General features: G+C 64.0%; 14 protein-coding genes. 10 read left to right on the top strand and 4 right to left on the bottom strand.

Going from position 1 to position 25,190, the window contains the following annotated elements:
* From NKI46_RS16240 to NKI46_RS16230, 3 genes are read right to left on the bottom strand one after another with little or no spacing between them, the layout of a single operon-like run.
* On the bottom strand, positions 1-1,383 hold the full coding sequence (locus NKI46_RS16240; RefSeq protein WP_352746947.1) for a glutamine synthetase family protein: 1,383 nt from the start codon (positions 1,381-1,383) through the stop codon (positions 1-3).
* Positions 1,384-1,389: 6 nt separating this feature from the next.
* Complete coding sequence (locus tag NKI46_RS16235) at positions 1,390-2,673, bottom strand: glycosyltransferase (protein ID WP_352459781.1); 1,284 nt, start codon at positions 2,671-2,673, stop codon at positions 1,390-1,392.
* A gap of 10 nt (positions 2,674-2,683) precedes the next feature.
* Positions 2,684-3,622, bottom strand: coding sequence for a GntR family transcriptional regulator (locus tag NKI46_RS16230; protein ID WP_023685712.1), 939 nt, complete (start codon positions 3,620-3,622; stop codon positions 2,684-2,686).
* Between the two features lie 235 nt (positions 3,623-3,857).
* Here NKI46_RS16230 and NKI46_RS16225 point away from each other — a divergent pair, with 235 nt between their 5' ends.
* The 9 genes from NKI46_RS16225 to NKI46_RS16185 all read left to right on the top strand — a co-directional run bounded on the left by NKI46_RS16225 (position 3,858) and on the right by NKI46_RS16185 (position 11,939).
* Positions 3,858-4,922 carry a polyamine ABC transporter substrate-binding protein gene (locus NKI46_RS16225; RefSeq protein ID WP_352459780.1) on the top strand — a complete coding sequence of 355 codons (1,065 nt, stop codon included), beginning with the start codon at positions 3,858-3,860 and terminating at the stop codon, positions 4,920-4,922.
* 235 nt (positions 4,923-5,157) lie between these two features.
* Positions 5,158-6,000, top strand: coding sequence for an ABC transporter permease (locus NKI46_RS16220; RefSeq protein WP_352459794.1), 843 nt, complete (start codon positions 5,158-5,160; stop codon positions 5,998-6,000).
* Between the two features lie 186 nt (positions 6,001-6,186).
* Entirely contained in the window at positions 6,187-6,978 is a 792-nt protein-coding gene (locus NKI46_RS16215; protein ID WP_352459779.1) for an ABC transporter permease, read from the top strand.
* Positions 6,975-8,048, top strand: a complete 1,074-nt coding sequence (locus tag NKI46_RS16210; protein ID WP_352459778.1) for an ABC transporter ATP-binding protein — start codon at positions 6,975-6,977, stop codon at positions 8,046-8,048. Before NKI46_RS16215 ends, NKI46_RS16210 begins: the two co-directional genes overlap by 4 nt.
* Positions 8,049-8,057: 9 nt before the next feature.
* A complete protein-coding gene (locus NKI46_RS16205) occupies positions 8,058-9,332 on the top strand; it encodes a glycosyltransferase (RefSeq protein ID WP_352746943.1) in 1,275 nt (424 codons plus the stop codon).
* Positions 9,329-9,679, top strand: a complete 351-nt coding sequence (locus tag NKI46_RS16200; protein ID WP_352746940.1) for a cupin domain-containing protein — start codon at positions 9,329-9,331, stop codon at positions 9,677-9,679. Before NKI46_RS16205 ends, NKI46_RS16200 begins: the two co-directional genes overlap by 4 nt.
* A gap of 21 nt (positions 9,680-9,700) precedes the next feature.
* The gene (locus NKI46_RS16195) at positions 9,701-10,042 is read left to right on the top strand and encodes a cupin domain-containing protein (protein WP_352459775.1); all 342 of its coding nucleotides are present in this window, start codon (positions 9,701-9,703) and stop codon (positions 10,040-10,042) included.
* Positions 10,043-10,065: 23 nt separating this feature from the next.
* Complete coding sequence (locus NKI46_RS16190) at positions 10,066-10,410, top strand: cupin domain-containing protein (protein WP_027059488.1); 345 nt, start codon at positions 10,066-10,068, stop codon at positions 10,408-10,410.
* A gap of 20 nt (positions 10,411-10,430) precedes the next feature.
* On the top strand, positions 10,431-11,939 hold the full coding sequence (locus NKI46_RS16185; RefSeq protein WP_352746936.1) for an aldehyde dehydrogenase family protein: 1,509 nt from the start codon (positions 10,431-10,433) through the stop codon (positions 11,937-11,939).
* 55 nt (positions 11,940-11,994) lie between these two features.
* Here the strand turns inward: NKI46_RS16185 and NKI46_RS16180 are convergent, their stop codons facing one another.
* On the bottom strand, positions 11,995-12,543 hold the full coding sequence (locus NKI46_RS16180) for an invasion associated locus B family protein (protein WP_352746933.1): 549 nt from the start codon (positions 12,541-12,543) through the stop codon (positions 11,995-11,997).
* Positions 12,544-12,804: 261 nt separating this feature from the next.
* Here NKI46_RS16180 and NKI46_RS16175 point away from each other — a divergent pair, with 261 nt between their 5' ends.
* Entirely contained in the window at positions 12,805-25,140 is a 12,336-nt protein-coding gene (locus tag NKI46_RS16175; RefSeq protein WP_352746930.1) for a beta strand repeat-containing protein, read from the top strand.
* Positions 25,141-25,190 lie beyond the last annotated feature (50 nt).

Here is a 25,190-nt window from a genome sequence, read left to right as displayed (position 1 = left end):
TCACACCTTCAGCAGCAGGTGATCGCGTTCCCAGCTCGTCACCACGCTCTGGAACAGGTCGAGCTCGACGCTCTTGACGCGCAGATAGGTCTGGAAGAAATCCTCGCCGAGCAATGCCCGCACCGGCTCGCAAGCGGTGAAACGATCAAGCGCCTCCTCCATGGTTTTCGGCAGCGTGCTTTTGATCTTGTAGGCATTGCCTGAGGCCTCGGCCGAGCGCGCGAGTTTCTGCTCGACGCCGAGATAGCCGGCAAGCAGCGAACCGGCGATCGCCAGATAGGGATTGCAATCCGCTCCCGGCAAGCGGTTCTCTACCCGCCGGGCGGCGCGGCCACCTGCCGGCACGCGCAGGCCACAAGAGCGGTTGTCATGCGACCATTCGATGTTGGCCGGTGCGCTGTGGTTCGGCCGGATGCGGCGGAACGAGTTCACGTTGGGTGCGAACAGCGGCATGATCTCGGGCACATATCTCTGCAGGCCGCCGATGAAATGGCCGAACATTTCGGTGTCTGCATCATCTCTGTCGGCAAACAGCGCGGCGCCTGTCGTTTCATCGACGACAGACATGTGCAGATGCATCGAACTGCCGGCCTGCGCGGCGATCGGCTTGGCCATGAAGGTGGCGTGCATGCCGCTCTGCTGCGCCGCTTGGCGAGTCAGCCGCTTGAACAGCAGCACCTGATCGGCGAGTGGCACCGCGTCGCCGTGCAGCAGATTGATCTCCAGCTGCGCGGTGCCCGATTCATGGATCAGCGTGTCGAGCGGCAGGCCGGCGGCTGCGGCATAATCATAGACGCGCCTTATCACCGGCTCGAATTCTTCCAGCGCCACCATGTCGTAGGGATGCTGCGAGCCCTCGGCGCGGCCATTGGCGCCAACCGGTGCCGTCAGCGGCTGGTCGGGATTCGGATTGGGCGCGGTCAGGTAGAATTCGACTTCCGGCGCCACCACCGCGCGCCAACCGCGCTTCCGGTAGAGATCGAGCACGGCGCGCAGCACATGTCGTGGCGAGGCCATCCAGGGCTTGCCTTCCATGTGGAAGGCGTCGGCGAAGACATAGGCTTTGCCAGCGCCACCGCCCGGCGCCAGGCACAGCGTCGACATATCAGGCACCATGCGCATATCCGGGTCTTGATAGGCAAAGCCTTCGTCGATCGAACCGGAGTAGCGACCATCGATGCTGACCAGGAAAGCGCTGCTCGGCAGGTAGAGTGCGCGGTCTTCCAGCGCCTTGAGGAATTTTGCTGTCGGCAGCGCCTTGCCGCGCAGCACGCCATTCATGTCGGGCACCAGGCACTCGACCTCCGTGATGCCATGCTGGGCGAGCCAGACCTTGGGATCGTTGCCGGTGAAGAGAGCGGTGTTGGTATCTTTGTCCTGCATTTTGGTTCACGTACCTATGAGAGAGAGTATGGCTTGCGCGGCCACATCCGTTCCAGGGGTCAGCGCCATCTTGGCAGCATTGTCCCTGAGGCGGGCGCGCATCGCATCGTCGGCCAGCAGGCCGAGAATGGCTCTCTCCAATCCCCCTTCCGTCCAGGCGTCGCGGCCGATATGGTCGCCGACACCCGTCTCTCCCGCGCGTTGCGCATTGTCATGTCCGTCCCAGCAATAGGGCATGATCAGCGACGGCACGCCGAAGCGCAGCGCCTCGCAAAAACTGTTGTTTCCTCCGTGATGAATAAACAGGTCCGACTTCGCCACCACCGAAGGCTGCGGAAACCAGGCGTCGAGATAGACATTGTCCGGCACCGCGCGGTAGGCGTCGCGCAGGCCGCCGGCATTGACGATGAAGCGCGCCGGCAGCCGGTCGAAGACGGCGAACATGCGTTCGATCAGCCCGACATCCATCGCGCCGAGACTGCCGAAGCTGACATAGACCAGCGGGCCGCCATTGCGCGGAAACACCGGCACCTCGAATGGCCCTTCCGAACGCACGCAGCCTTCGAGATAGACAAAGCGTTTGGGGTCGAGCGGCTCGGCCCGCTCACGCCGTACGATCGCTGGCGTCAGCAGCAGATTGAGGTCGGGTGATGTCTCGAGGAACAGGCCCTTGGGCAACGGCGCCAAGCCGGCATCCGCACGAAAACGGTTGAAGCGCTCATGCGCGGGTGCGGAGGCCGCGAGATAGCGCGCTTCGAACGCCGCACGTTGCGGGTCGTCGGCACCCATCCCCGAGAGATAGGGCGGCACCTCGGCATCCGGCAGTTCCGTCTCGGCACAGGAGACGACGCGCACCCACGGGCAGCCGGCGGCGGCGATCGCCGGGAACATGATGACGTTGTCGAGCACCACCGCGTCCGGCTTCAGCCGCGCCAGCAATTGGCGCAGCGGCGCCTCGGCGTTGACGGCGGTGTCGACGATCGCTTGCCAGGTCGGCGCGACATAGGTCTCGAGCTGGTCGATCGGGCTCAGCCGGAAATGCGGCAGGTGCCGGCGCACGAAGGCCTGCCAATAGCTCTGGCGGTCGCTGTCGCTCAGCGGCTCATCTGTCGGCAGATGGTATTCCTGGAAGCCATAGTCGGTAAAGACGCCGGAGAAGCCGGCATGGCAGATGAAGACGGGGCGAGCGCCCCGTGCGCGCAATGCCTGTGCGATACCGACGCAATTCAACGCGGCGCCGAAACTGGCTTCGGGAAACAGCGCGATGGTCGGGCTGGCTTTACGCGTCAATTATTCCTCTTCAATCCGGCCGGCTGATCATGCCGAACAGTGCGGGAGCTCCGCGGCTGGCTGCTTGCGGTCGCTGGCTGCGGGAGAGCCGCAGGTGGATGCGAAGCAGATCGGCAGCCACCTCATACTGCCGGCTTTCAAGATAGTCGAGTATGCCCGAGTGTTCGCGCAACGATTGCCGCAGCCGAAACACGTTGACGCCGGAATAGATGCCCGGCAGCCGGCGCAGGCGGAGATGATCGGCCAATGCATCCGACACAAAACGGTTGGCGCAGCCCTCGGCGATCATGCCATGAAAATCCATGTCCAGCCGCTGGAACTCGCGCGTGTCGAATGTCTCGTCCGGCAGCGCTGCAAGCGCTTCCATGCCTTGCCGCAACATTGCTGCCCGCGCCCCGTCCAGCCGAAAGCCTGGCGTCAGGATGGCCGCCGGCTCCAGCACCAGGCGGAACTCGTAGCTTTCGCCTTGCGCCTCCGGATCGTCCGGCGCGCGGCGAAACAACCAGGATTGCCCAGGCGCACGATCCAGAAGATTCTCGTCGGTCAGTTTGTTAAGTGCTTTTAGTACCGTCTTGCGATCAGCGTCGTAGCGTCGCATCAGCCCCGCGATGGTCACCGTCTGGTCCAACCGTCGCGCCGAGCGGTCGCGCAGGATGGCTTCGGCGAGCTCGTCTTCCTCCGCACTGGGTAGTTCGGCGGCAATGGCGGGCTGGGCGGCGAGGTCGACCGTCAGATGATAACCGCTGTCGGCCTCCCAGCGCACCACGCCCCGTTCCGCGAGCAGGCCGAGTGCCGCGCGTACGGGCGTGCGCGAGACATTGCACAGCGAGGCGATCTGCTGTTCGGGCAGGCGGGCGCCAGGCTCGAAGCCACGCTGCCGCGCCACATCCAGGATGCGTTGCGCCAGATCGAGATGGTTGGTGCGAGGTCGTCTGGCTACGGCTTGCATGACTTTTCTCGAATGCGAATGTGGCGCATTGGTCTGGCTGATCGCCGGAACAGGGACAATCGGCCAAATTCGTCCGTCGGTTGACAGATTATGGATTGACGTACTTTTTTCTGCAATAGTACTGTCGGCACAATCGGCGAGAAAAGACCGAGGGAACAGGATCGAGGCAGGCGCGCGCGTCGCCGGCCCTGGTCCGGCAAATGATTTCGACGATCAAACCGAATGGGAGACTGCCATGACCGCTACCAGCCTGCGGCGCCGTGCGCTCAATACATCCTCAATCGCTCTCGGTCTCGCCCTGACGCTCTCGGTGCCGGCCGCCGCAGCCGACCTCGTTATTTCGAACTGGGATGGGTACATGGCACCCGACGCCATGGCCGCTTTCAAGACCGCCACCGGCGTTGCCGGCGAAGTGGTGGTGCACGCCACCAATGAAGAGATCATGGGCAAGCTGATTGCCGCCGGCGGCAAGGGCTATGACGTGGTCTTCGTCTCCTCGCCCTTCGCCGAAGTATTAAACAAGCTTGGCCTGACCGAGCCGATCGATCATGCCAATATCCCCAACCTCGCCAACCTCTATCCCGAAGCGACCAAGCTGCCGCACGATGTCGGCAACGCTTTCTCCGTGCCTTACACCTGGGGCACGACGGGCCTCTGCTACCGCTCTGACCTGGTCAAGACGGCGCCCACGAGCTGGAGCGACCTGCTCGCCCCTTCCGACGAGATGAAGGGCAAGACCACCATGCTGGCGACCGACCGCTGGCTGCTGGCCGCCGGGCAGCTCGACAAGGGCTATTCGGTCAACGAGACCGATCCGGCCAAGATGGCCGAGGTCAAGGACCTGCTGATCTCGGCCAAGAAGACCCTGCTCGCCTATGACGACACCACCTTCTATTCCAAGCTGGTGTCCGGCGAGGCCCTGATGGTGCAGGCATGGGACGGCTGGTGCAATTACGGCATCGCCGACAAGCCCGAGATCAAATACGTCATCCCAAAAGAGGGCTCGGATCTCTGGGTCGACACGATGGTGGTGATGAAGGCGTCCGAGCACAAGGACGACGCCTTCAAGTTCATCAACTTCATGCTCGACGCCAAGAACCACGCCTGGGCGGCGCAGAACATCGACTACAAGGTGCCGAACAAGCCGGCGATGGAAAGCCTGCCGGCCGACTTCCTGGCCAAATTCCCCAACATGGCGATGCCGGTGGCCGATCTCGTCAAGTTCGAGCAGTTGCGTGACGTCGGCGAAGCCCAGCGCGACTATTCCAAGATCGTCAGCGAGATCAAGGCCGCGCAGTAAGCGGCCTGCCACTTCGATTGCTGGAAGCAAGCTTGCGTTCCTTCACGCCCCCCTCTGGCCTGCCGGTCATCTCCCCCTCAAGGGGGGAGATCGGCTGTGGCGTCGCTTTCGCCGATCTTCGACGTTTGAAAGCAAGCGAGAGGTTGGAACTGCTAATCTCCCCCCTTGAGGGGGAGATGCCCGGCAGGGCAGAGGGGGGTGCGGCGTGACGCGGACCTCCCGTTCCTTTCTGCTGATGGCCCCGGCGCTGGTCTGGCTGACCGCGCTGATGGTGGTGCCATGCGCGCTGGTGCTGGCGCTCGCCTTCTTCCGGCGCGGCGTCTATGGCGGCATCGACTACACCTTCACGCTGGGGAATTTCGGGCTGGTCTTCGACCCACTCTATGCCGGCATCTTCCTCAACTCAGCACGTATCGCCGGTACCGCGACGCTCATCGCAGTCGTGATCGGCTATGCCGCGGCCTATGCAATTGCCGCCGCACCACGCCGGTGGCAGCCGGTGTTCCTGTTTTTCGCCGTGCTGCCGTTCTGGTCCAACTACCTGATCCGCACCTATGCCTGGATCGTGCTGCTGAACCGCGAAGGGCTGATCACCCAGCTCTTGCGCTGGTTCGGCTACACCGGCGAACCGCCCTCGATGCTCTATACCGAAGGCTCGGTCATCGCAGGCCTCGTCTACAACTATCTGCCCTTCGTCATCCTCGCCTGCTACGCGCCGCTGTCGCGCCTCAACCCGGAACTGGCCGAAGCATCGCGCGATCTCGGCGCTTCGGCCGCCACCACCTTCCGACGTGTCATCCTGCCGCTGACCGTGCCCGGCATCGCTGCGGGCGCCGTCTTCGTCTTCGTGCTGTCGATTGGCAATTTCGTCACCCCGGCGCTGCTTGGCGGCGGCCGCTTCCAGATGATCGGCAACCTCGTCTACGACCAGTTCCTGACCGCCAATGACTGGCCGTTTGGCGCGGCATTGGCGATGGCGCTGATCGCCATCATGCTTCTGGTGCTGATGGCGCAGGCGCTCGCCGCCGACCGCGCCGCGGGGCGTGCGGCTGAGGCAAAGGGTGACGCCGATGGCTGAGCGCTGCGCAATTCTTGCCTTCTCCCCGTTCACCGGGAGAAGGTGCCCCGAAGGGGCGGATGAGGGGCGGCGTCAACCTTTGCGACGCTCAGCGCTGCCCCTCATCTGCCTGCCGGTATCTTCTCCCCGTGAACGGGGAGAAGGACTCTGGTCGTTCGCTTGCCTTCCAATTGTCGGAGGCCGGCGATGACCCATTCCTTCACCCGTACGCTCGGCATGCGGACGATTCTCACCCTCGTCTTCGCCTTCCTCTACATCCCGATCGCCGTGCTGGTGGCGCTGTCCTTCAACGAAGGCGGATTGCCGACGGCATGGTCGGGCTTCTCGCTGAAATGGTACATTTCGCTAGCTTCGAACAGCGCCATCCTGTCTGCAGCGCTCAACACGCTGATCGTGGCGCTGGTCTCGACCGCAATCGCCACATTGCTCGGCACGCTGCTGGCGATCGGCGTCGAGATGCGCCGGCAATATGGCAGAGGCCTCGAAGCCCTGATCTTCGCGCCGATGATCATCCCCGACATCGTGCTGGCGATTGCGCTTCTCTCGTTCTTTTCGATGCTCAACCTCACCATGGGCCTGCACACCATCATCCTCGCCCATGTCGTCTTCAACCTCGCTTTCGTCTGCTCGGTGGTGCGCGCAAGGCTGAAGAGTTTCGACTGGTCGATCGTCGAGGCCTCCGCCGACCTCGGCGCCTCGGCTCTGACCACCTTCCGGCGTGTGACATTGCCGGTCATCGCGCCGGCAGTGATTGCCGGCGCTCTGCTTGCCTTCACGCTCTCGGTCGACGAGTTCATCATCGCCTTCTTCACCGCCGGTGCCGGCCGCGCCTCGACGACGCTGCCGATGCAGATCTATGCCATGATCCGCTTCGGCATCACGCCGGAGATCAACGCGCTGGCGACCATCGTCATGGCGGTATCGATCACCGCGCTGACCCTGTCGCAGCGGATCAACCGTGGGATCATCGGCCAATGAGCGAACCGCGCACGCTGCTGGCCATTGATAACGTTTCGAAGAAGTTCGGCCGGGTCACCGCCGTCGACGGCATCTCGCTCGACATCCGCGAAAACGAGTTCTTCGCGCTGCTTGGACCCTCCGGCTGCGGCAAGACCACGCTGCTGCGCATGCTGGCCGGCTTCGAGACGCCAACCGACGGCCGCATACTGCTCGATGGCAAGGACATCGCCCGGACCCCGCCCAACAAGCGGCCGGTCAATCTGATGTTCCAGTCCTACGCGCTGTTCCCGCATATGAGCGTGCGCGCCAATGTCTCCTACGGGCTGGAGATGGAGCGCTTGCCGAAAGCTGAAATCCGTTCCCGCGTCGACGCCATTCTGGCCACCACCGAGCTTGTCCCCTTCGCCGACCGTAAGCCTGAGCAATTGTCGGGTGGCCAGAAGCAGCGCGTCGCGCTCGCCCGCGCGCTGGTCAAACGGCCTCGGTTGCTGCTGCTCGACGAACCGCTCGGGGCGCTCGACAAGAAACTGCGCGGCGCCATGCAGTTGGAGCTGAAGCGCCTGCAGCACGAAGTCGGCATCACCTTCGTCATCGTCACCCACGACCAGGAAGAGTCACTCGTCATGGCCGACCGCATGGCGGTGCTCAAGGACGGCCAGTTGCTGCAATGCGACGCGCCGCATGCGATCTACGAGCATCCCGCCGACCGTTTCGTCGCCGACTTCATCGGCGTGATGAATTTCGTACCGGGCAAGGTGTCTGCGGATGGCGTGATCGCCGCGAACGGCGCGCGCATTGCCGGCAAGGTTCCCGCCGCGCTTTCACCCGGCGCTTCCGCCGTGGCCTCGGTGCGACCCGAACGCATCCGGCTGTTCCCGTCACCCGAGACCGCCAACCGCACCGCCGGCATGGTCGAGGCGCTGGCCTATCACGGGCTGGACCTGCAGTTGCATATCCGCACGCCTCTGTCGCCAAAACCATTTCTGGTGCGCGTCACCGCCGATGCCGCCGACCGCCGGCCGGTCTCGTCGGGCGATCAGGTCGAACTCGGCTGGGACGCCGCCGATGTCAGAATTTTTCAGGAATAGGAGAGCTTGATGGCGCAGAAGACGATCGCGTTTTTTCCCGAAGCGGCCTACGGCCCGGCGCTCAATTCGGTCGGCATCGCGCAAGCCGTCGAGGCGCGCGGCCATAAGGCAGTGTTCCTGTCCGACCCCGGCTTTGTCGATGTCTACAAGGGTTACGGCTTCGAAGCGCATCCGGTGAACCTGTCGGAGCCGATGCCGCCCGAGCAGATGGCGAAATTCTGGGAAGACTTCATCAACGGCCACATCCCGAACTTCCGCAAATCGCCCTACGATCAGGTCGACAATTACGTGAAGGATTGCTGGACCGCGATTGTCGACAGCGCCAAATGGGCGCAGAAGGATTTGCCGCGAGTCCTGGCCGCCATCAAGCCTGATGTCATTTGCGTCGACAATGTCATCCTGTTTCCGGCCATCAAACAGTTCGGCAAGCCTTGGGTGCGCGTCATCTCCTGCTCGGAAAACGAGATCGAGGATGAGGACATCCCGCCGCATCTCTCGGGCTGCGGCGAGAACGACGATGTCGGCCACCAGCGCTACCGCGATCATTTCAACGCGGTGATCAAGCCGATCCACGACGACTTCAACGCCTTCCTCACCGCAAACAATGAAGCGCCCTACCCGGTCGGCCAGTTCTTCGAGGCCTCGCCCTATCTCAATCTGCTGCTCTATCCCGAAGCGGCAAAGTTCAAGCGCCGCCATCCGCTCGACCCGGCAAAGTTCCAGTATCTGGAAGGCTGCGTGCGGCAGGAAAAGCCCTATACCGTGCCGACCTTCGCCGAGAACAATGACGGGCCGCTGCTCTATGTCTCCTTCGGCAGCCTCGGCGCCGGCGATGTCGATTTGTTGAAGCGCATCATCACAACACTGGGCAAGAACCGTTACCGCGCGCTGGTCAATGTCGGCGGCTACAAGGAACTGTACACGGATGTGCCGGACAACGTCATCGTCGAGAGCTGGTTCCCGCAGCCTTCAGTCATCCCGCAGGTCGATGCCGTAATCCACCATGGCGGCAACAACTCGTTCACCGAGTGCCTCTATTTCGGCAAGCCGGCCATCATCATGCCCTATGTCTGGGACGGTCACGACAACGCCACCCGCGTCCAGGAAACCGGCCACGGCTTCGGCATGCCGCGCTACGACTGGAGCGACGCCCAGCTGGTCAGCAGGATCGAGGCTTGCCTGACCGACCCGAAGATGAAGGGCAAGCTGGCGAAGACCTCGTCGCAGATGCGGGCACAGAACGGGCCGGAAAAGGCCGCAGGGTTGCTGGAGAAGTTGCTGTGACCTCCTCCGCCCCGCACCTTTACCAAGCCTCCACCCGCACCGACCTCGTCGACTGGGGCGCCCAGTCCGACGCGCTGGACGGCGCGTCGCACTCGACCGGCAGGCTTGTCCACAAAGGACCCAACAACCAGCCGGAATCCGGCATCTGGGTGTGCACGCCCGGCCGCTGGCGGCTCTCGATTCCGCGCGACGAATTGTGCCATTTCGTCACCGGCCGCGCGACGTACCGGTCGGATGTCGGTGAGGTGATAGAAGTCGCAGCCGGGACCGTGGTCATGTTCCCTGCCGGCTGGACAGGCGAATGCACCGTGCATGAGACCATGCGCAACGTCTACATGCTGGCTTGAACAGCAACGGAGCTTCGCAATATGCCGACACCGCCCTGGCCAAAGGCCTCGACCGTGAAACTGGAGGGCTGGGGCGCCGGCAGCAACACGCTTGCCGGTGCACCGCGTGCCTCGGGCAGGATCCTGTCACAGAACCTGGACGGATCGAGCGAATGCGGCCTGTGGTCGTGCACGCCGGGTAGCCGCAAGGTCACCTTTGCCGCCGACGAGTTCTGCCATTTCCTGTCGGGCCGCGGGACCTATGTCCGCGAGAATGGCGAAGAGATCCCGGTCGAGGCCGGCATGCTGGTGTTCTTCCCCGCCGGCTGGGCCGGCACCTCCACCATCACGCAAACACTGACCAAGGCCTTCATGTGCCGCTGAGCACTTTTTTAAAGGAAATCGCCATGACCACGCCCATCATGCAATCCCCGCTTGCCATCACCGACCTCGTCGACTGGGGCGTCATCCCGACCATGATCGAGGGCGAGTCCCACACCTCGGGCAAGCTGCTCTACAAGGGGCCGGAGGGCCGTTCGGAATGCGGCCTGTGGGTCTGCACTCCCGGCAAATGGCACTGCCATGTCACCCGCGACGAGTTCTGCCACTTCCTCGAGGGCCGCTGCACCTATGTGCACGAATCGGGCGAGGTCATCGAGATCGAGCCGGACACGGCGGCGTTCTTCCCGCAGGACTGGAAAGGCGTCTGCACCGTCCATGAGACCATCAAGAAGGTCTACATGATCCGCTGAGCGGACCTGAAAGGACGACCATGCAATTCTCCGCTGACCGGCCGGCTTTCTTCGTCAATCCGGACTACCGGCCGATGACCGGCACGGCAAAACCGGTGATCGATCCGGCGACGCTGGAGACCGTCGGCTCGATCTCCGCCGCAACGGACGGTGAGATCGATGCGGTGCTGTGTGCCGCAACCACGGCACAAGCCGCCTGGAAGAAGCTCGATGCCAAGAGCAGGGCCAAACACCTGCACGCCGTCGCCAACGCTATCGAGGCGGCAGACTTCACCCGCTGCGCAGAGCTGATGGTGCGCGAGATGGGCAAGCCTTATCCCGAAGCGATCGGCGAGATCGCCAATTGCGCACCGATCTTCCGCTACTACGCCGAGATGGCGCGCGACGATGCCGGCAAGATCGCCGGCACGACCCAGGCCGGTTCGTTCCAGTATGCGCGCTACGAGCCGTATGGCGTCTCCGTCCACATCATGCCCTACAACTTCCCGATCCTGCTGATGTGCTGGACCGTTGCGGCCTCGCTTGCCGCCGGCAATGGCTGCATCATCAAGCCGGCCGAAGCCACGACGCTGCCGACACTCGATTACATGACCGTGTTCCGCTCGCTGCCCGAAGGGCTGGTCTCCTGCCTGCCCGGCACGGCCGCCACCGCGCAGGCGCTGATCGCCTCCGAGCGCACCCACGCTGTCGCCTTCACCGGCTCGTTCGCCGCCGGCAAAGCCGTGGCAGTCGCCTGCGCCGAGCGCATGAAGCCTTGCGTCATCGAAGCCGGCGGCAGCGATCCGCTGATCATCAGCGAGCACGCGCCGCTCGACGTGGCGGCAGCCGGCAGCGTCACCGCCGCCTTCCACCTGACCGGCCAGGTCTGCACCTCGGCCGAGCGCTTCTTTGTCGTCGACTCGGTTCACGATCGCTTCGTCGAGCTGTTCGCCGAGAAGACGCGGGCGCTGCGCATCGGCAATGGCATGGACAAGACCGAGATCGGCCCGCTGGTCAGCGAAGCCGCCCGGGCGAAAGTGATGCGGCTGGTCGATGATGCTATCAGCAACGGCGCTATAGCCGTTGCCGGCGGGCGCATTCCGCCGGCGCACAACACTGGCTGGTTCTACGAGCCAACGATCCTGACCGGGGTTACACCCGATATGGCGATCGTGCGCGAAGAGTGTTTCGGGCCGGTCGCAGCGATCTGCCGCGTAAAGGATTTCGACGAAGCGATCCGGCTTGCAAATGACAGCCCGTTCGGGCTCGGCGCCTCGGTCTTCACCACCGACCTCGCCGAGGCGCATGAGGCGGCCGAGCGGCTCGAGGCCGGCATGGTCTGGGTCAACAACCCGCTGATCGACAATGACGCCCTGCCCTTCGGCGGCTGGAAGGCATCAGGCCTTGGCCGCGAGTTGGGACGCCAGGGACTCGACGCCTTCCGACGCTCCAAGATGGTCATCATCGACCACAGACCGGCGATCCAGGACTGGTGGTACCCCTACCCCGACAGCTGGTTCCGCGAGACAGGTGGCCGCAAGCACGTGTGAGCCCGGCCAGTCCATAACGTAAGCTGACGTTTACGCATCTGCCGAGATAGGCCGGCTATTTCAACGCTTGAAGCTTGTCGATCGCGGCAGTGAATCCGGCAAGCGAGACCGGAATGGTCACCGGCTTGCGCGTCACCGACTCCATGCCGATGTTCAGGTTGGTTCCCGATTTCATCGCCTTGACGAGGTCCGCCGACAAAGGGGTCGCGGCATAGGCGCCGTTCTGGTCGCTGGTCTGGATGGCAATGGTCGTCTTCTGCCCCTGGTCGATCTGGTACGAGGCGCCGGAAGGCAGGAACAGCCCGTGTGGCAAGGCCAGCAGCATCGCGAGGTTGCCATTGCCATTGTCGCGGCGAACCGTGACGGTAAGAACGCGCTGCCCGGTCTTGGCCTCGGTGAGGTTTTGCGAAACCTGGCATTGAAGCTCGGTTCCGGTTGATCCGCTAGAGCAGTTTAGCGCCCACGGATTGCCTTCTGCAGGCTTTGTCTCGGCAGATTTGGTTGACTTCGGCTCTTCGGCAAGCGCCGACCCTGCCGACACGACCAGCCATAGCGCGCCGACCCAGGCGGCCCGCCCACAAACGGTTCTCAGCAATGAAGCCACCCGATCCTCGTCGTGTCAGGGTTTCGCCGAGCGCGTTGATACAACAGCCGAGCCTGGCGGGGAAGCCAATACGGTACATGAGCGCCGGCTAAATTACTGTTGCTGGATTACCACAATAAACAACTTTGAAATCTTGTATGTGTAAAGCAAACAATCATGCTCGCTATACACTGGGATTCGGATAGTATTATCGACGGAACGTGTACTCGTTGAGGTTCGCAAGGGATGGAGACGACCGAGAAAACTCGGCAGATCAATGACATGGCGACGCACGGAAGAAGGTTCCGGGCGAATACCAAGTATCGCCGGTCAGGTTTTTCCAGGCATCTCTGGAAGACGACCGCGCTGTCCACTCTGGCACTTGCCCTTTCCGGCATAGCCGCCCATGCCGGCGACACCGGACTGTGGCAGCCGCAGGTCCGCGCCATCATCGGCGCCAACAACAATGGCGGCAACACGGCGATCGAGGGTTTCCTGCCGCTGAAGCAGAACCTCGAATCCGTTCTCTTTCTCGATGTGCGCTCGAAATACGATTTCGACGACGGCTTCGGCCAGGACGTCGGCCTCGGCGTTCGCCGCATCGTCAATCCGGATCTGATGATCGGCGGCTACGCCTATCTCAACATCCAGAACCAGGACAGTCACCAGTTCGTCGCCTCGACGCTCGGCCTCGAGGCGATCACCTCAAAATACGATGCGCACGTAAACGTCTATCTGCCGATCAGCGGCGACCGCAGCACGGCCGGGCAAGAGTCGAGCCTGTCGCTGGTCGGGCATCAGCTGATCGAGCAGATATCGGCCATCGCCCACCGCGATTACGCGGCCTGGGGCATCGAGGGCGAGGTCGGCGTTCAGGTGCCGCTCAACCTGCCCGAGAACCATTCACTGCGTTTCGATGTCGGCGCCTACCATTTCGGCGATCCCGACGGCGACGACGGCAGCATCACCGGCGCCAAGGCCGGCCTGGAATATTCGATCGGCGACGTCATCGGCAAAGGCACGTCGCTGGCCTTCACCGGCGAGGTGCGCAACGACAACCGCGATGACACCCAGTTCGCCGGCAGCATCCGGCTGACAGTGCCGCTCAACGCTTTCGACAAGGGCTCGTCTTCGGCCGATGACGGCGCCGAGCTGGTCTATCCGGTCAGCCCCGGCCTGCGCAAACGCGTCAACGAGCGCGTACGCGGCGACATCGGCGTTCGCATCGAGAGCCAGGACAAAGTTACCGGCACGTCGACGCGGGTGGCGATCAATGCCGCCACCAACACGGCATTCGGCCAGTTCTTCTTCGCCGATGGTGACAACGACGCGCTCGGCCTCGGCACGATCGGCGACCCGACCACGCTCGACAATGCAGTCGCCGGCGCCGGCGCTAACGGCGTCGTCGTCGCGCTAGGCGGCAAGGGCAACATTACGACAGCCGGCGTGACGCTCGCCAACGGGCAGACCGTTATCGGCGGTGGCGGCGGTGTCCAGGCGCGGCTCGCCGACGGCAGCATCGGCACCTACAATTTCGGCGGCTCCAACGGCACCATCCAGGGCACCAACCCTGCCAACAACGTCCTGACGCTCGCCAATGGCAACACGCTGAGCGGTATCACCATCACCGGCGGCAAGGACGGCATCTTCGGCAACATTACCGGCGCCACGTTGACCAACGTCACGGTCACCGGCGCCGGCGGCCACGGCGCCGACTTCACCGGTACATCGACCGGCGTCAATGGCTCGAACTTCACCGCGACCGGCAACGGCCTCGACGGACTGCACATCGAAGGCGACGGCACCTATAACTTCACCGGCACGACTCTGCTGCAGGGCAATGGCGACGACGGCCTGGATATAACCGGCCACGGCACCTACACTTTCGCCACCCTCAACGCGCTCGACAACAACGATGCCGGCATTACCGTGAAGGGCACCGGGGTCGCCGGCTCGATCACCATCACCGGCGGCCAGGTGTCGGGCAACAAGGCGCTCGGCGACGACGGCGTCGGTGTCTTCATCGATCCGATCACCGCCCATATCGTGCTGGATTCGATCACCCAGACCGGCGGCACATCGGGCGTCGTGCTCGAGAATCTTTCGGGCAGCCTCACCGTCAACGGCGCGACGACGATCTCGAACACGACCGGACCGGCCATCGCGATCACGGATTCGCCGGCCGCGATCCGCTTCGGCGACATCAACATCACCAATCCCGGCACCGACGGCATGGTGTTTGCGGGCGCCAACACATCGATAATTGCCGGCAACATCGTCATTGCTGGCCTCGGCTCCGGCGTCGGCCTCGATTTCTCCGGCAGCCAGACCAATTTCAGGGCGCAGTCGCTCAACATCACTGGCACAGGCGCCGCCGGCTCGATCGGCATCGATCTGTCTTCGCCGAGCGCGGGCGGGGCGACGATCGTCATCACCGATGGCGGCGCGATCGCCAATGTCGATACCGGCGTGCGCTTCGGCATTTCCGGCTCGCTGGCCAATTCGGCCAATGCCCAATTCAGTTTCGGCGGCGGCTCGATTGCCGGCATCACCGCCTCGCTCGACGCGCGGGGGCTCAACCAGACGCTCGGGCTCTATGCTTTCGGCTCGACGACCTTCAGCGGTCCGCAGCTGTTCGACCAGCAGAATGTGATTTTCGTCGGCGGCGTCGGATCATTGGGTGACGGCTCTTCCACGTCTAGTCTGCTTGCGATTAACCAGGCTGACCTTATCACCAACGGCACCGCGATCTTCGTGCTGGTCAATGACGGGACGCCCATCGACGCCTCTGGCGGCTTCTCGCTGAGTGCCGGACAGACAATGGCTTCGTTCGGCAATGGGCGTACTTTCTCGCTCGGCGGCATTCCCGTCAACGTCACCGGTGACAACGTCAAGCATGACCAGGTCGTCTCGGATCCAGGCGGCGCAGCCACGCTGACCAATACCGGCACCGGCGACGCCGTGACGCTGGCCAACAACACGTCGCTGCTCGACTTCAACATCGCCGGTGTGGCGAACGGCAATGGCGTGCATGGCAGCGGAGTCAGCAATGTCACGATGTCGGGGCTGAATGTTTCAGGCGCCAGCCTGAACGGCGTGCTGTTCGATGGCGCCATCAACAATGTTTCCGCCGACAATTTGAACTCAAGCGGCAATACCGGCAGCGGCCTGCTCATCGACAATGGTGGCGGAACTTACAGTTTCACCGGCACGACGACACTCTCGAACAATACCGGCCACGGCCTGTTCATCGTCAGCGGCGGAAACTATGGATTCGAGACGCTCGATGCAAAGGACAATGGCGGCTTAGGCATCTTCGTCAACTCGACGGGCGGCGGAAGCCTGACGACGACCGGCGGCACGGTTTCGGGCAACGGCCTCCAGGCCGTCTATGTCGTCACTTTCGGGCTAATCAACCCGATGGCGCTCAATGTCACGCTGGACACGGTGAGCCAGTCCGGCGGACAGAGTGGAATCGGCCTGGGCAACGTCGGCGGCAATTTCTCCGTTACCGGCACCACGACGACCTCCAACACCCTTTTCGACGGCATTTTCATCACAAACAGCGCCGCCACGGTTGATTTCGGCGGCGCGGCCACCATCACCCAGCCATCGCGCGACGGCATCTCGATCAACAACAGTTCCGGCGCCACCACGTTCGGCACGGTGACGATCAACCAGGCCGGCGTGAACGGGATCCTCCTCAATGGCAATTCCGGCGCGGTAACGTTCGGCGACGCCAGCATCGGCCAGCCGACCCAGAGCGGCATCGACGTCCAGGGCGCCAACGGCACGATCAGCTTCGCCAACATCGACATCACCGGCCTGCCCACAGGCAAGACCGGGCTCGACCTGTCGGGCAGCCAGTCGACCTTCACCGCCACGTCGCTCGACATTGCCGGAGCTGGCACTTCCACGGGCATCGACCTTTCCGGCGCCACCGGCGGCTCGGTGACGATCGGCACCGGTGTGATCTCCGCCGGCACCGGCGTCCAGATGGGCACCAACGGCGCGGCAGGCACCAGCGCAAACACGACCTTCTCGTTCGGCGCCGGTGTCGGCACCAGTTCGATCACCGGGACGACCGCCTCGCTCGACATGCGCGGCCTGCTAGCCGGCAACGGCACCTATGCTTTCAACGCCACCCATTTGGTCGGCCCGCAGCTGTTCGACACCGCCAACGTCATCTTCGTCGGCGCAGCAAACACCGGAACCGGCTCCGGCGCGAGCGTTGGCGACCTTATCAACGCCGACGCCGCCGACGGTCTGACGACCGACGCCAACACCATCTTCGTCCTTGTCAACAGCGGCGCTGGAACCATCAACACCGATGCCGACGGCTTCACGCTTGCCGACGGCCAGCAGATCGTCTCCTTCGCCAACGGCAACACCGTCGCTCTCGGCGGGCCGCCCGCCAACGTCACCGGCGCCGAGGTGGTTACGTCGGGCACCCAGGTCGATCCGTTCGGCAATGGCGCCGCCACTCTCAACAACTCGGCCGGCAGCACCATCGATCTCGCCAACGGCAACCGCGTCGCCGACCTCAGCGTCAGCAATGCGGGTTCGGGCTCGGCGATCAACGGATCGAATGTAAACGCGGCCACCATCACCGGGGTGACGATCAGCAGCGCCGTAACCGGCATCGACCTGACCGGCGCAACGGGTGCGATCAACATCACCAACACGACGATGGGCGGCGTCAGCGGCACTGGCCTGCTGGCCAGCAACTTCGGCGGCACCGGCACCTTCAACAATTTGGACATCACCGGCGCCGGTATCGGCGTCAGCGTCACGGGCGGTTCCACGGGCACGCTGACCTTCGACAATGCGAGTTCGATCGCCGGCACGACGGGCACGGCGCTCAGCATTCTTGGAGCAACGCCTAACCTCACCTACAACGGCACCATCAATCAGACGAGTGCCGCGAGCGCGGTCATGATCAGCGGCATGACCGGCGGGTCGGCCACCTTCGCCGGCCAAATCACCGCCAGCACCGGCGCGGCCAACGCCATCGACCTGACCGGCAATGCCGGCGGCACGATCAATTTCACCGGCGGGCTCGACCTCACCACCGATGGCGGCCTTGCCTTCAGCGCCATCAATGGCGGCACGCTCACCGTCACCGGCACCAACACGACCGCATCTGGGCTCGGCCCTGTCGAAAACGGCATCCATCTCGGTGGCGCCGGCGGTTTGACCATCGGCGCAGGCGGCGTCATTTTCGACAGCATCACCGTCGACGGCTCAGGCGGCGCCGTGCAGACCGGCATCCTCATCGAAAACACCAGCGGCGGCAGCGTCACCTTCGGCGCGGTCGACATCAATCGCGTCAATGGCGACGCCATCCGCCTCACCAACGTGGCCAACGCCGTTACCTTCAATGGCACGACGACGATCGACACGGTTGTTGGCGGTGGCCCCGGCTTCGTGGTGCAAGGCAGCGCCGCGACGGTCAATGTCAACAATCTGGTGACGACGCTGGTTTCGGGCGACGACGTCAGCCTGACCAACAACACCGGCACGATCAACATCGGCGGCACCATCACCAATTCCGGCACCGGCAACGGCGTCGTGGTTTTTGGCGGCAGCGCCGCGATCACGGTCTCGGCCAACATCTCCAGCTCGGCAACAGCACCAGGAACGGCGGTCAAGATCGACGGCACCATCGGCGGCTCGGCCCAGTTCAGCGGCAGCGTCACGTCAACCGGCACCGGAAATCTGTTCGCCATCGGCTCGACATTGCCCCCGGCAGGCGGTGCGTTCAGCTTCACCGGCCCGACCCTGTCGGCGAGCGGTGGCGGCGGCGCGGTGGTCGGTGGCCTGATCGGCACCGCAACGTTGAATGTTACCATCCCGCTATCGATCACCAATGCCTTGGGCACCGGCCTGTCCATCTCCGGTGTCGCGAGCACCGCATCGGCAACCTTCGGGGCGGTGACCGTGACGGGCGCCGGCGGCATCGGCATCAACATTGTCGGCAATGCCGGCACGGTGACCTTCGGCACGACCCAGGTCAAGCTGGGCACCACGAGCGGCACTGCCGGCATCAACTTCGCCGGCACCAACAACGATGTCAGCTTCGGCACGACCACCATCGACGATGTCGGCGCCAACCAGACCGGCATCGACTTCAGCGGCTCCTCGACGACGGCCGATTTCGGCCTGACGACGATCACCGGCCTGGGCGACCTGACCTCGCGCGGCATCGACCTGTCGTCGACCACCGGCAACAAGGTCATCACCTTCCTGCAGGGCTCGAAGATCGACAATGTCGGCATCGGCGTCGAATTGTCGTCCGGCCAGACCACGGCGACCTCCGCCAATGCCAACTTCACCTTCGGCGACGGCGATTCGACCGACGGGCTGGAATCCTTCATCATCGCCGCCGCCGGCGGCTTCACCGTCAACACGGTCGGTCTCGATCCGACGCTCGGCAACTACGATTTCGACGACGTGTTCTTCACCGGCAGCGCCAACCTCGCCACCGCGCCCGGTTCGGTCACGCTGGTCTCGCAGTCGGGCGGCTTCATCGCCGCCGGCACGACCGGCAATCTCAGCATGGGCGTCAACACCATTTCGCTCGCCGCCGCCGATGCGCTGACCGGCACGCAGAACTTCGCCTTTGTCGGCACGATCAATCTCGGTGCCACCGCCTTCACGCTCGATTCCGGCCAGACGATCACCGGCTTCGGCAACAGCAATGTGGTTTCGACCGGCACGATCCAGCCGGCCAACGTCCAAGGTGCTCTTGGCGCCACCGGCGGCAACATCACCGGCGACGAGGCCGTCGTCAGCGGGACGGCCAACCTGATGCAATTGCTCGGCGACAACGCCGTGCGCCACACCGCTTTCGACTTCAGCAGCGCGACCGGTGCCGCATTCCTGATCGACCAGAGCGCGGTCGGCTTCAGCAATGCCAGCGGCATCACCATCGAAGGCGTGACGATCAGCAACGTCGCCGCTGGTCAGACGGCCATCCAGGTCGCCGGCCTCAACGGCAATCTGTCTATCATCAACAACAACATCAACGTTGCCGGCACGCTGCTCGACGTCAACGGCGGCAGCGGCACCATTTCGGTGTCACGCGGCATCCTGCCCAACAGCGCCACTCCGGGAACGCTGACCGGTGGCGGCATCAATATCGCCAACCGCACCAGCGGCGCGGTGACCTTCACCGACCAGGTGACGATCACCGGCGGCAATGGCGTCTCGATTTCGGGCGGCACCGCCGGCGGCGCCGTCAATTTCAATGGCGGCCTCGACATCACGACGTCCCTCGCCACTGGCCTCAGCCTCTCGGGGCTGAATGTCCTGACCGTCGCGAATGCCGGCTCGACGACGATCAACGCTACGGGCCAGACAGCGCTATCGCTGCAAGGCACACTCGGCGCCGGCGGCGTCAATTTCGACAGCATCACCTCGAGCGGCGGCACAAGCGGCATCATCCTCAACGGCGTCACCGGGGCGGTGAATGTCTCCGGCGCGACCAGCATCACCGGCACCAGCAGCTTCGGCATAGACGGCACCGGCGCCAACACCGGCACGTTCACCTTCGGCGCGGTGACGGTCAACAACACCGCCACGGCCGGCGGCGGCATCCATGTGGTATCAGGCACGGTCAACGTCACCGGCCTCGCCAACATCGATACGACGAGCGGCGTCGGCCTGTCGCAGAGCGGCGGCACGACAAGCTTCACCGGCGGTGTGACCATCGACACCACCTCCGGCACGGCCATCGTGGGCACCGGCGGCACGATGGGCATCACCGCCACCGGCGGTGCCGAGACGGTAAACTCGACCCTCGGCCAGGCGATCAGCCTCTCCGGCGTCGCCGCCAGCATTGCGCTCGACTCGACCTCGTCGGGCGGCGGCACCAACAATGTTGGCCTGGCCAATGTCACCGGAACAGTCAGCCTCGGATCCGGCGCATTGAGCGGCGCTTCGGGCGTCGCATTCCTGCTCAATGGCAGTGCTGCGACCGTCAGCTATGGCGGCACGGTCACCAAGACCACCGCCGGCAAGATCGTCGACATCTCCGGCGTCACCGGCGGCACGGTCACACTGTCCGGCGCGCTCAGCGCCACCGGCGGTTTCGACAATGGTATTTATGTCCACGGCAACTCCGGCGGGACCATCACTCTCAGCGGTGGCACGAAGACGCTGACCACTGGCGCCAATACGGCGGTCGACTTGACGACCAACACCAGCGCGACGATCAACTTCGATACGGGTGGCCTGGTGATTACCACCACCTCCGGCACGGGCTTCAACGCCAGCGGCGGTGGCACGGTCAGCGTCGGCGCGCTCCTCAGCGACAACAGCATCACCACGACGGCCGGCGGCACCGCGTTGAACCTCAATGGCGTTACGATTGGCGCTGCGGGCATGAATTTCGACAGTGTTTCGGCCACTGCCGCCGCAACCGGCATCTCGCTGACCAATATCGCCTCGTCGGGCGGCGGGGCCATCATTCTCGGCACGGTCAACCTGCAAGGCATGACCACGCGTGGTGTCGATGTTTCCGGCACGCTTGGCGCGGCGCTGTCCTTCAACGATCTCGACATCGGCCTGAACAGCACCACGGGCGTGGCCTTCGACCTCAACGGTGCCACCATCAATGCGGCGGTGACGGCCAATGACTTCGATGTCACCAATGCCGCCGCCGCCGGCACCTCGATCGCCGTCGACCTGCGCGGCGCCATCGGCGGCCAGACGGTGCGCCTCGGTGATGCCGTGGTCGGCGGCGCCAGTTCGAGCATAGCCGGGGTTAACACCGGCGTGTTCCTCAACAGCGCCACCAACCTCGCTTTCACCTATGGCGACGGCGAATCGGCGACCGACCAGCTCTCGACCATCGGCGCCAATGTAGGCATCGACGCCTCCAGTGCGCCGGTTGCCGGCACCTACAACTTCCAGGACGTGAACTTCCAGTCGACCCCGGGCTTGGGCTTCGGTGTCGGCAAGGTCTATTTCGTCGGCGCTTCCGCGACCGGCGACGGCAGCGGCCGCGACCAGAACAATCTGGCGACGCTGACCACCGCCGAAGCGGCAGCAGTGTCGACGGACATTCTCGTCCTCGTCAACGATGGCGGCGTCATCACCGCGGCAGGCAGCAATGGCAACGATACGCTGGCGCTCGCCATCGGCGAGCAGGTGCGCGGCTTCGGCAACGGCAACATCAACCTGGCGCTGACGGTGCCCTCCACCATCCAGCTGGCCAGCAACAGCATCTCGATCATCGACCAGACGCCCAATGGCGCCGCGACGCTGACGACGAGCGCCGGCAACAATGTCATTACGCTCGGCGCCAGCGGCAACATCATCGACGGCTTCATCCTCGATGGCAGCCCGGCGGGTGCCGCGCGTGGCGTCAAGGACAATGGCGCGGGTGCTGCGAATACCGTCATCAGCAACATGACTATCCGCAATTTTGCCACGCAGGGTATCGAGATCACGCCGTCGAACAGCACGAAGATCAACCACGTTGCTTTCTCCGGCAACGCCAGCGATGTGTGGCTGAACGCGTCCAACAGCACCATCACCAACGTCACCAGCACCGGCGCCACCGGCATTGCTTTCAAACTCGACAACACCGCCGGCACGACGACGCTGACCAACGTCAACATCACCACCGCAGCGACCGGCACCGGCATCGCCTTCGGCGGCGCGTCGGGCGCTGGCGGCACGATTGCCGGTACCAATGTCGATATATCGGGCGGCAGCGGCCTTTCGGTGACCGGCGGCAACGCGGTGATCAGCTTCGACGGCGCCAGCTCCATCATCAGCACGTCGGGCGCGGCGGCCACGATCTCGACCCGCGCTGGCGGCAGCTTCACCTTCGCCGGCTCGGTGATCGCCAACGGCGCTGCGAGCGGCATCAGCATTTCCGGCGCGACGGCGGCCAATACGGTGAGCTTCACCGGTACGGTCGATCTCGGCACCACGACGCCGATGACCGGCACCGCAGTCGCAATCAACAACGGCGCCACGGCCTCGACCGTCAGCTTCGCAAACCTCGACATCGTCACAAACGGCACCACCGGATTCAGCGCCATCAATGGCGGCACGGTCAATGTGACGACCGGCACGGTGAGCTCCACTTCCGCGCAGGCGGTCAACCTCAACGGCATCGCCACCACCGGCATCAATTTCACCTCGACCAATTCGACCGGCGGCACCAACAACGTGTCGCTGACCAATGTCACCGGCGCCGGCACTGTCAGCCTCGGCTCCGGTGCGCTCGGCGGCGCGACCGGCGCGGCCTTCCTGGTCACCGGCGGCTCGGCCAATGTCAGCTATGCCGGCTCGGTCACCAAGACCACGGCCGGAAACGTCGTCAGCATCTCCACCCGCACCGCCGGCACCACGACATTGTCGGGCACTCTCAGCGCCACCGGCGGCGTGGCCAACGGGATCCTCGTCAACGCCAACACCGGCGGCACGATCAACTTCTCCGGCGCCAGCAAGATACTGACCACCGGAGCCAACAATGCCGTCGACCTGACGGCGAACACCAACACCGCGGTCAACTTCACCGGCGGCGGCCTAGCCATCACCACCACCTCCGGCACCGGCTTCAACGCCACGAGCAACGGTACTGGCACCGTGACCGTTATCGGCTCGGGCAACACGATTTCGACCGGCAGCGGCGTCGCGGTCAACCTTGACAGCGTTGCTATCGCGGCGGGCGGCGTGACCTTCGCTTCCACAAACAAAGGCGCCGGCGGCACCAGCGCCGTCATCCTCGATTCCGTCACCGGTTCGGGAGCGATCGACCTCGGCACCGGCGCGCTGGTGGGCGGAACAAGCGCCGTGATCCGTATCGGCGATGGCCTAGGCACCGCCAACAGCGGCGGCACGGCGGCGTTCACCTATGCCGGCGCGATCACCAGCGGCAGCACCGGCCAGGCGGTCAACATCCAGGATCGCGCCCTGACCGCCGGCAACATCACCCTGTCGGGCAACATCACGCATAATGCGGCGGGCCAGATCGGCATCCTGCTGGACGACAATGTCGCCGGCATCATCACCTTCTCCGGCGCGTCGAAATCGATCACCTCGACCACGGCGGCTGGCGTCAGCCTGAGCGACAATGCCGGCGCGACGATCAACTTCACCAATGGCGGGCTGGTCATCGCCACGACCAGCGGCGCCGGTTTCAGCGCCACCGGCCCCGGTCCGGCAGCCACCACCGGCGGCACGATGACGGTGCAGGGCACCGGCAACACCATCGTGTCCGGCACGGGCACGGCCCTTAATGTCGCCAACACGACGATCGGCGCCGGCGACGTGACGTTCAGGAGCATTGCGTCCAATGGTGCAGCCAACGGCATCGTGCTCAACAACACCGGCACCAGCGGCAATCTGGTGGTGACCGGCACCGGCGCGACGGGGGGCAGCGGCGGCACGATCCAGAACTCGACCGGCGATGGCGTCAGCCTGACCGACACTCAGGATGTCAGCCTGAGCAACATGATTATCAGCGACAATGCGGGCAACGGCATAAAGGGCCTGCGCGTCAACGGTGTGGTGCTCAACGGTCTGACCCTGAACAGCAATGCCGATGCCAACACCGAGTCCGGAATCCTGTTCAACGAACTTACCGGCAACGCCTCGCACGTCGCCACGTTCACCAACCTCACGGTCTCCAACTCATTCACCCATAACGTGCAGGTCATCAATTCCGGCGGCACGTTGGCGAACCTGGTGGTGAGCGGCGGCACGTTCTCGAACAACGGCGCCTCAAACAATGCCGGCAGCGACTTCATCTTCGAGGCGGACGGCGCCGGTGTCGCCGGCGCGCCGACGATGACGCTGACCGTCGACGGCGCAACCTTCACCGGCAACAACGCCTATCCCGGACCGGGAGTCATCCCTGGAACCGGTCTGTTCGTCATTGCCAATGACGGCACCGTCAACGCTCACATCGGCGAGACCACGGGAAATCTATTCAACAATCTGAACAACGGCATCAACCTTACCCAGAGCAGCAATTCCGGCGCCGGCACGGGCGGCAATCTGAATTTCACCGTCCGGAACAACACCGTCACCAACAGCGACTCGACGGCCATCAACGTGTTCAGCAGCGGCGACCTCGCACGGACGCTTGACGGCACAATCGCCAACAACGTCATCGGTACGCAAGGCGTAGCAACCTCGGGATCGCGAACCGGCAACGGCATCAGGGTTGGGCATGAAAGCCTCGGCGTCGCCAAGGTGCTGATCGACAACAACATTATCCAGAGCATCGGCGTCAACGGCATAAGCGGTGGCGACAGCGTCTCGATCACGCAGCTCGTGCAGCCGGGCACCGTGCACGCGACGGTCACCAACAACACCATTCGCGACAATGCCGACAGCCGCGGCATCACGGTCACCGCCACATTTGCCGGCGCTATCATCAATGCCGACGTTCATGCCAACACCATCACCAACGTCAACAACGCCAATGCCATCCGCTTCCTCGCGGACGGCCTCGGCGGCGCCGACGGCACGATCAACGTACCGCAGGCGAGCGAGGCCGGTATCGAAACCGTCAATGGCGGGGCAACGGCACTGACGGACACCCGGACGTTCTTCAACCAGCCGCTGCCACTGCTGCCTGCCGCGACACCGTAGTCAGCAACCTTGGATTTCGTCCTAGGAAATATATTTTATGAATTTGATAT

The organism is Mesorhizobium sp. M0615 (assembly GCF_040320805.1).
Taxonomy (GTDB): Bacteria; Pseudomonadota; Alphaproteobacteria; order Rhizobiales; family Rhizobiaceae; genus Mesorhizobium.
This window is presented reverse-complemented; position numbering and strand designations above follow the sequence as displayed.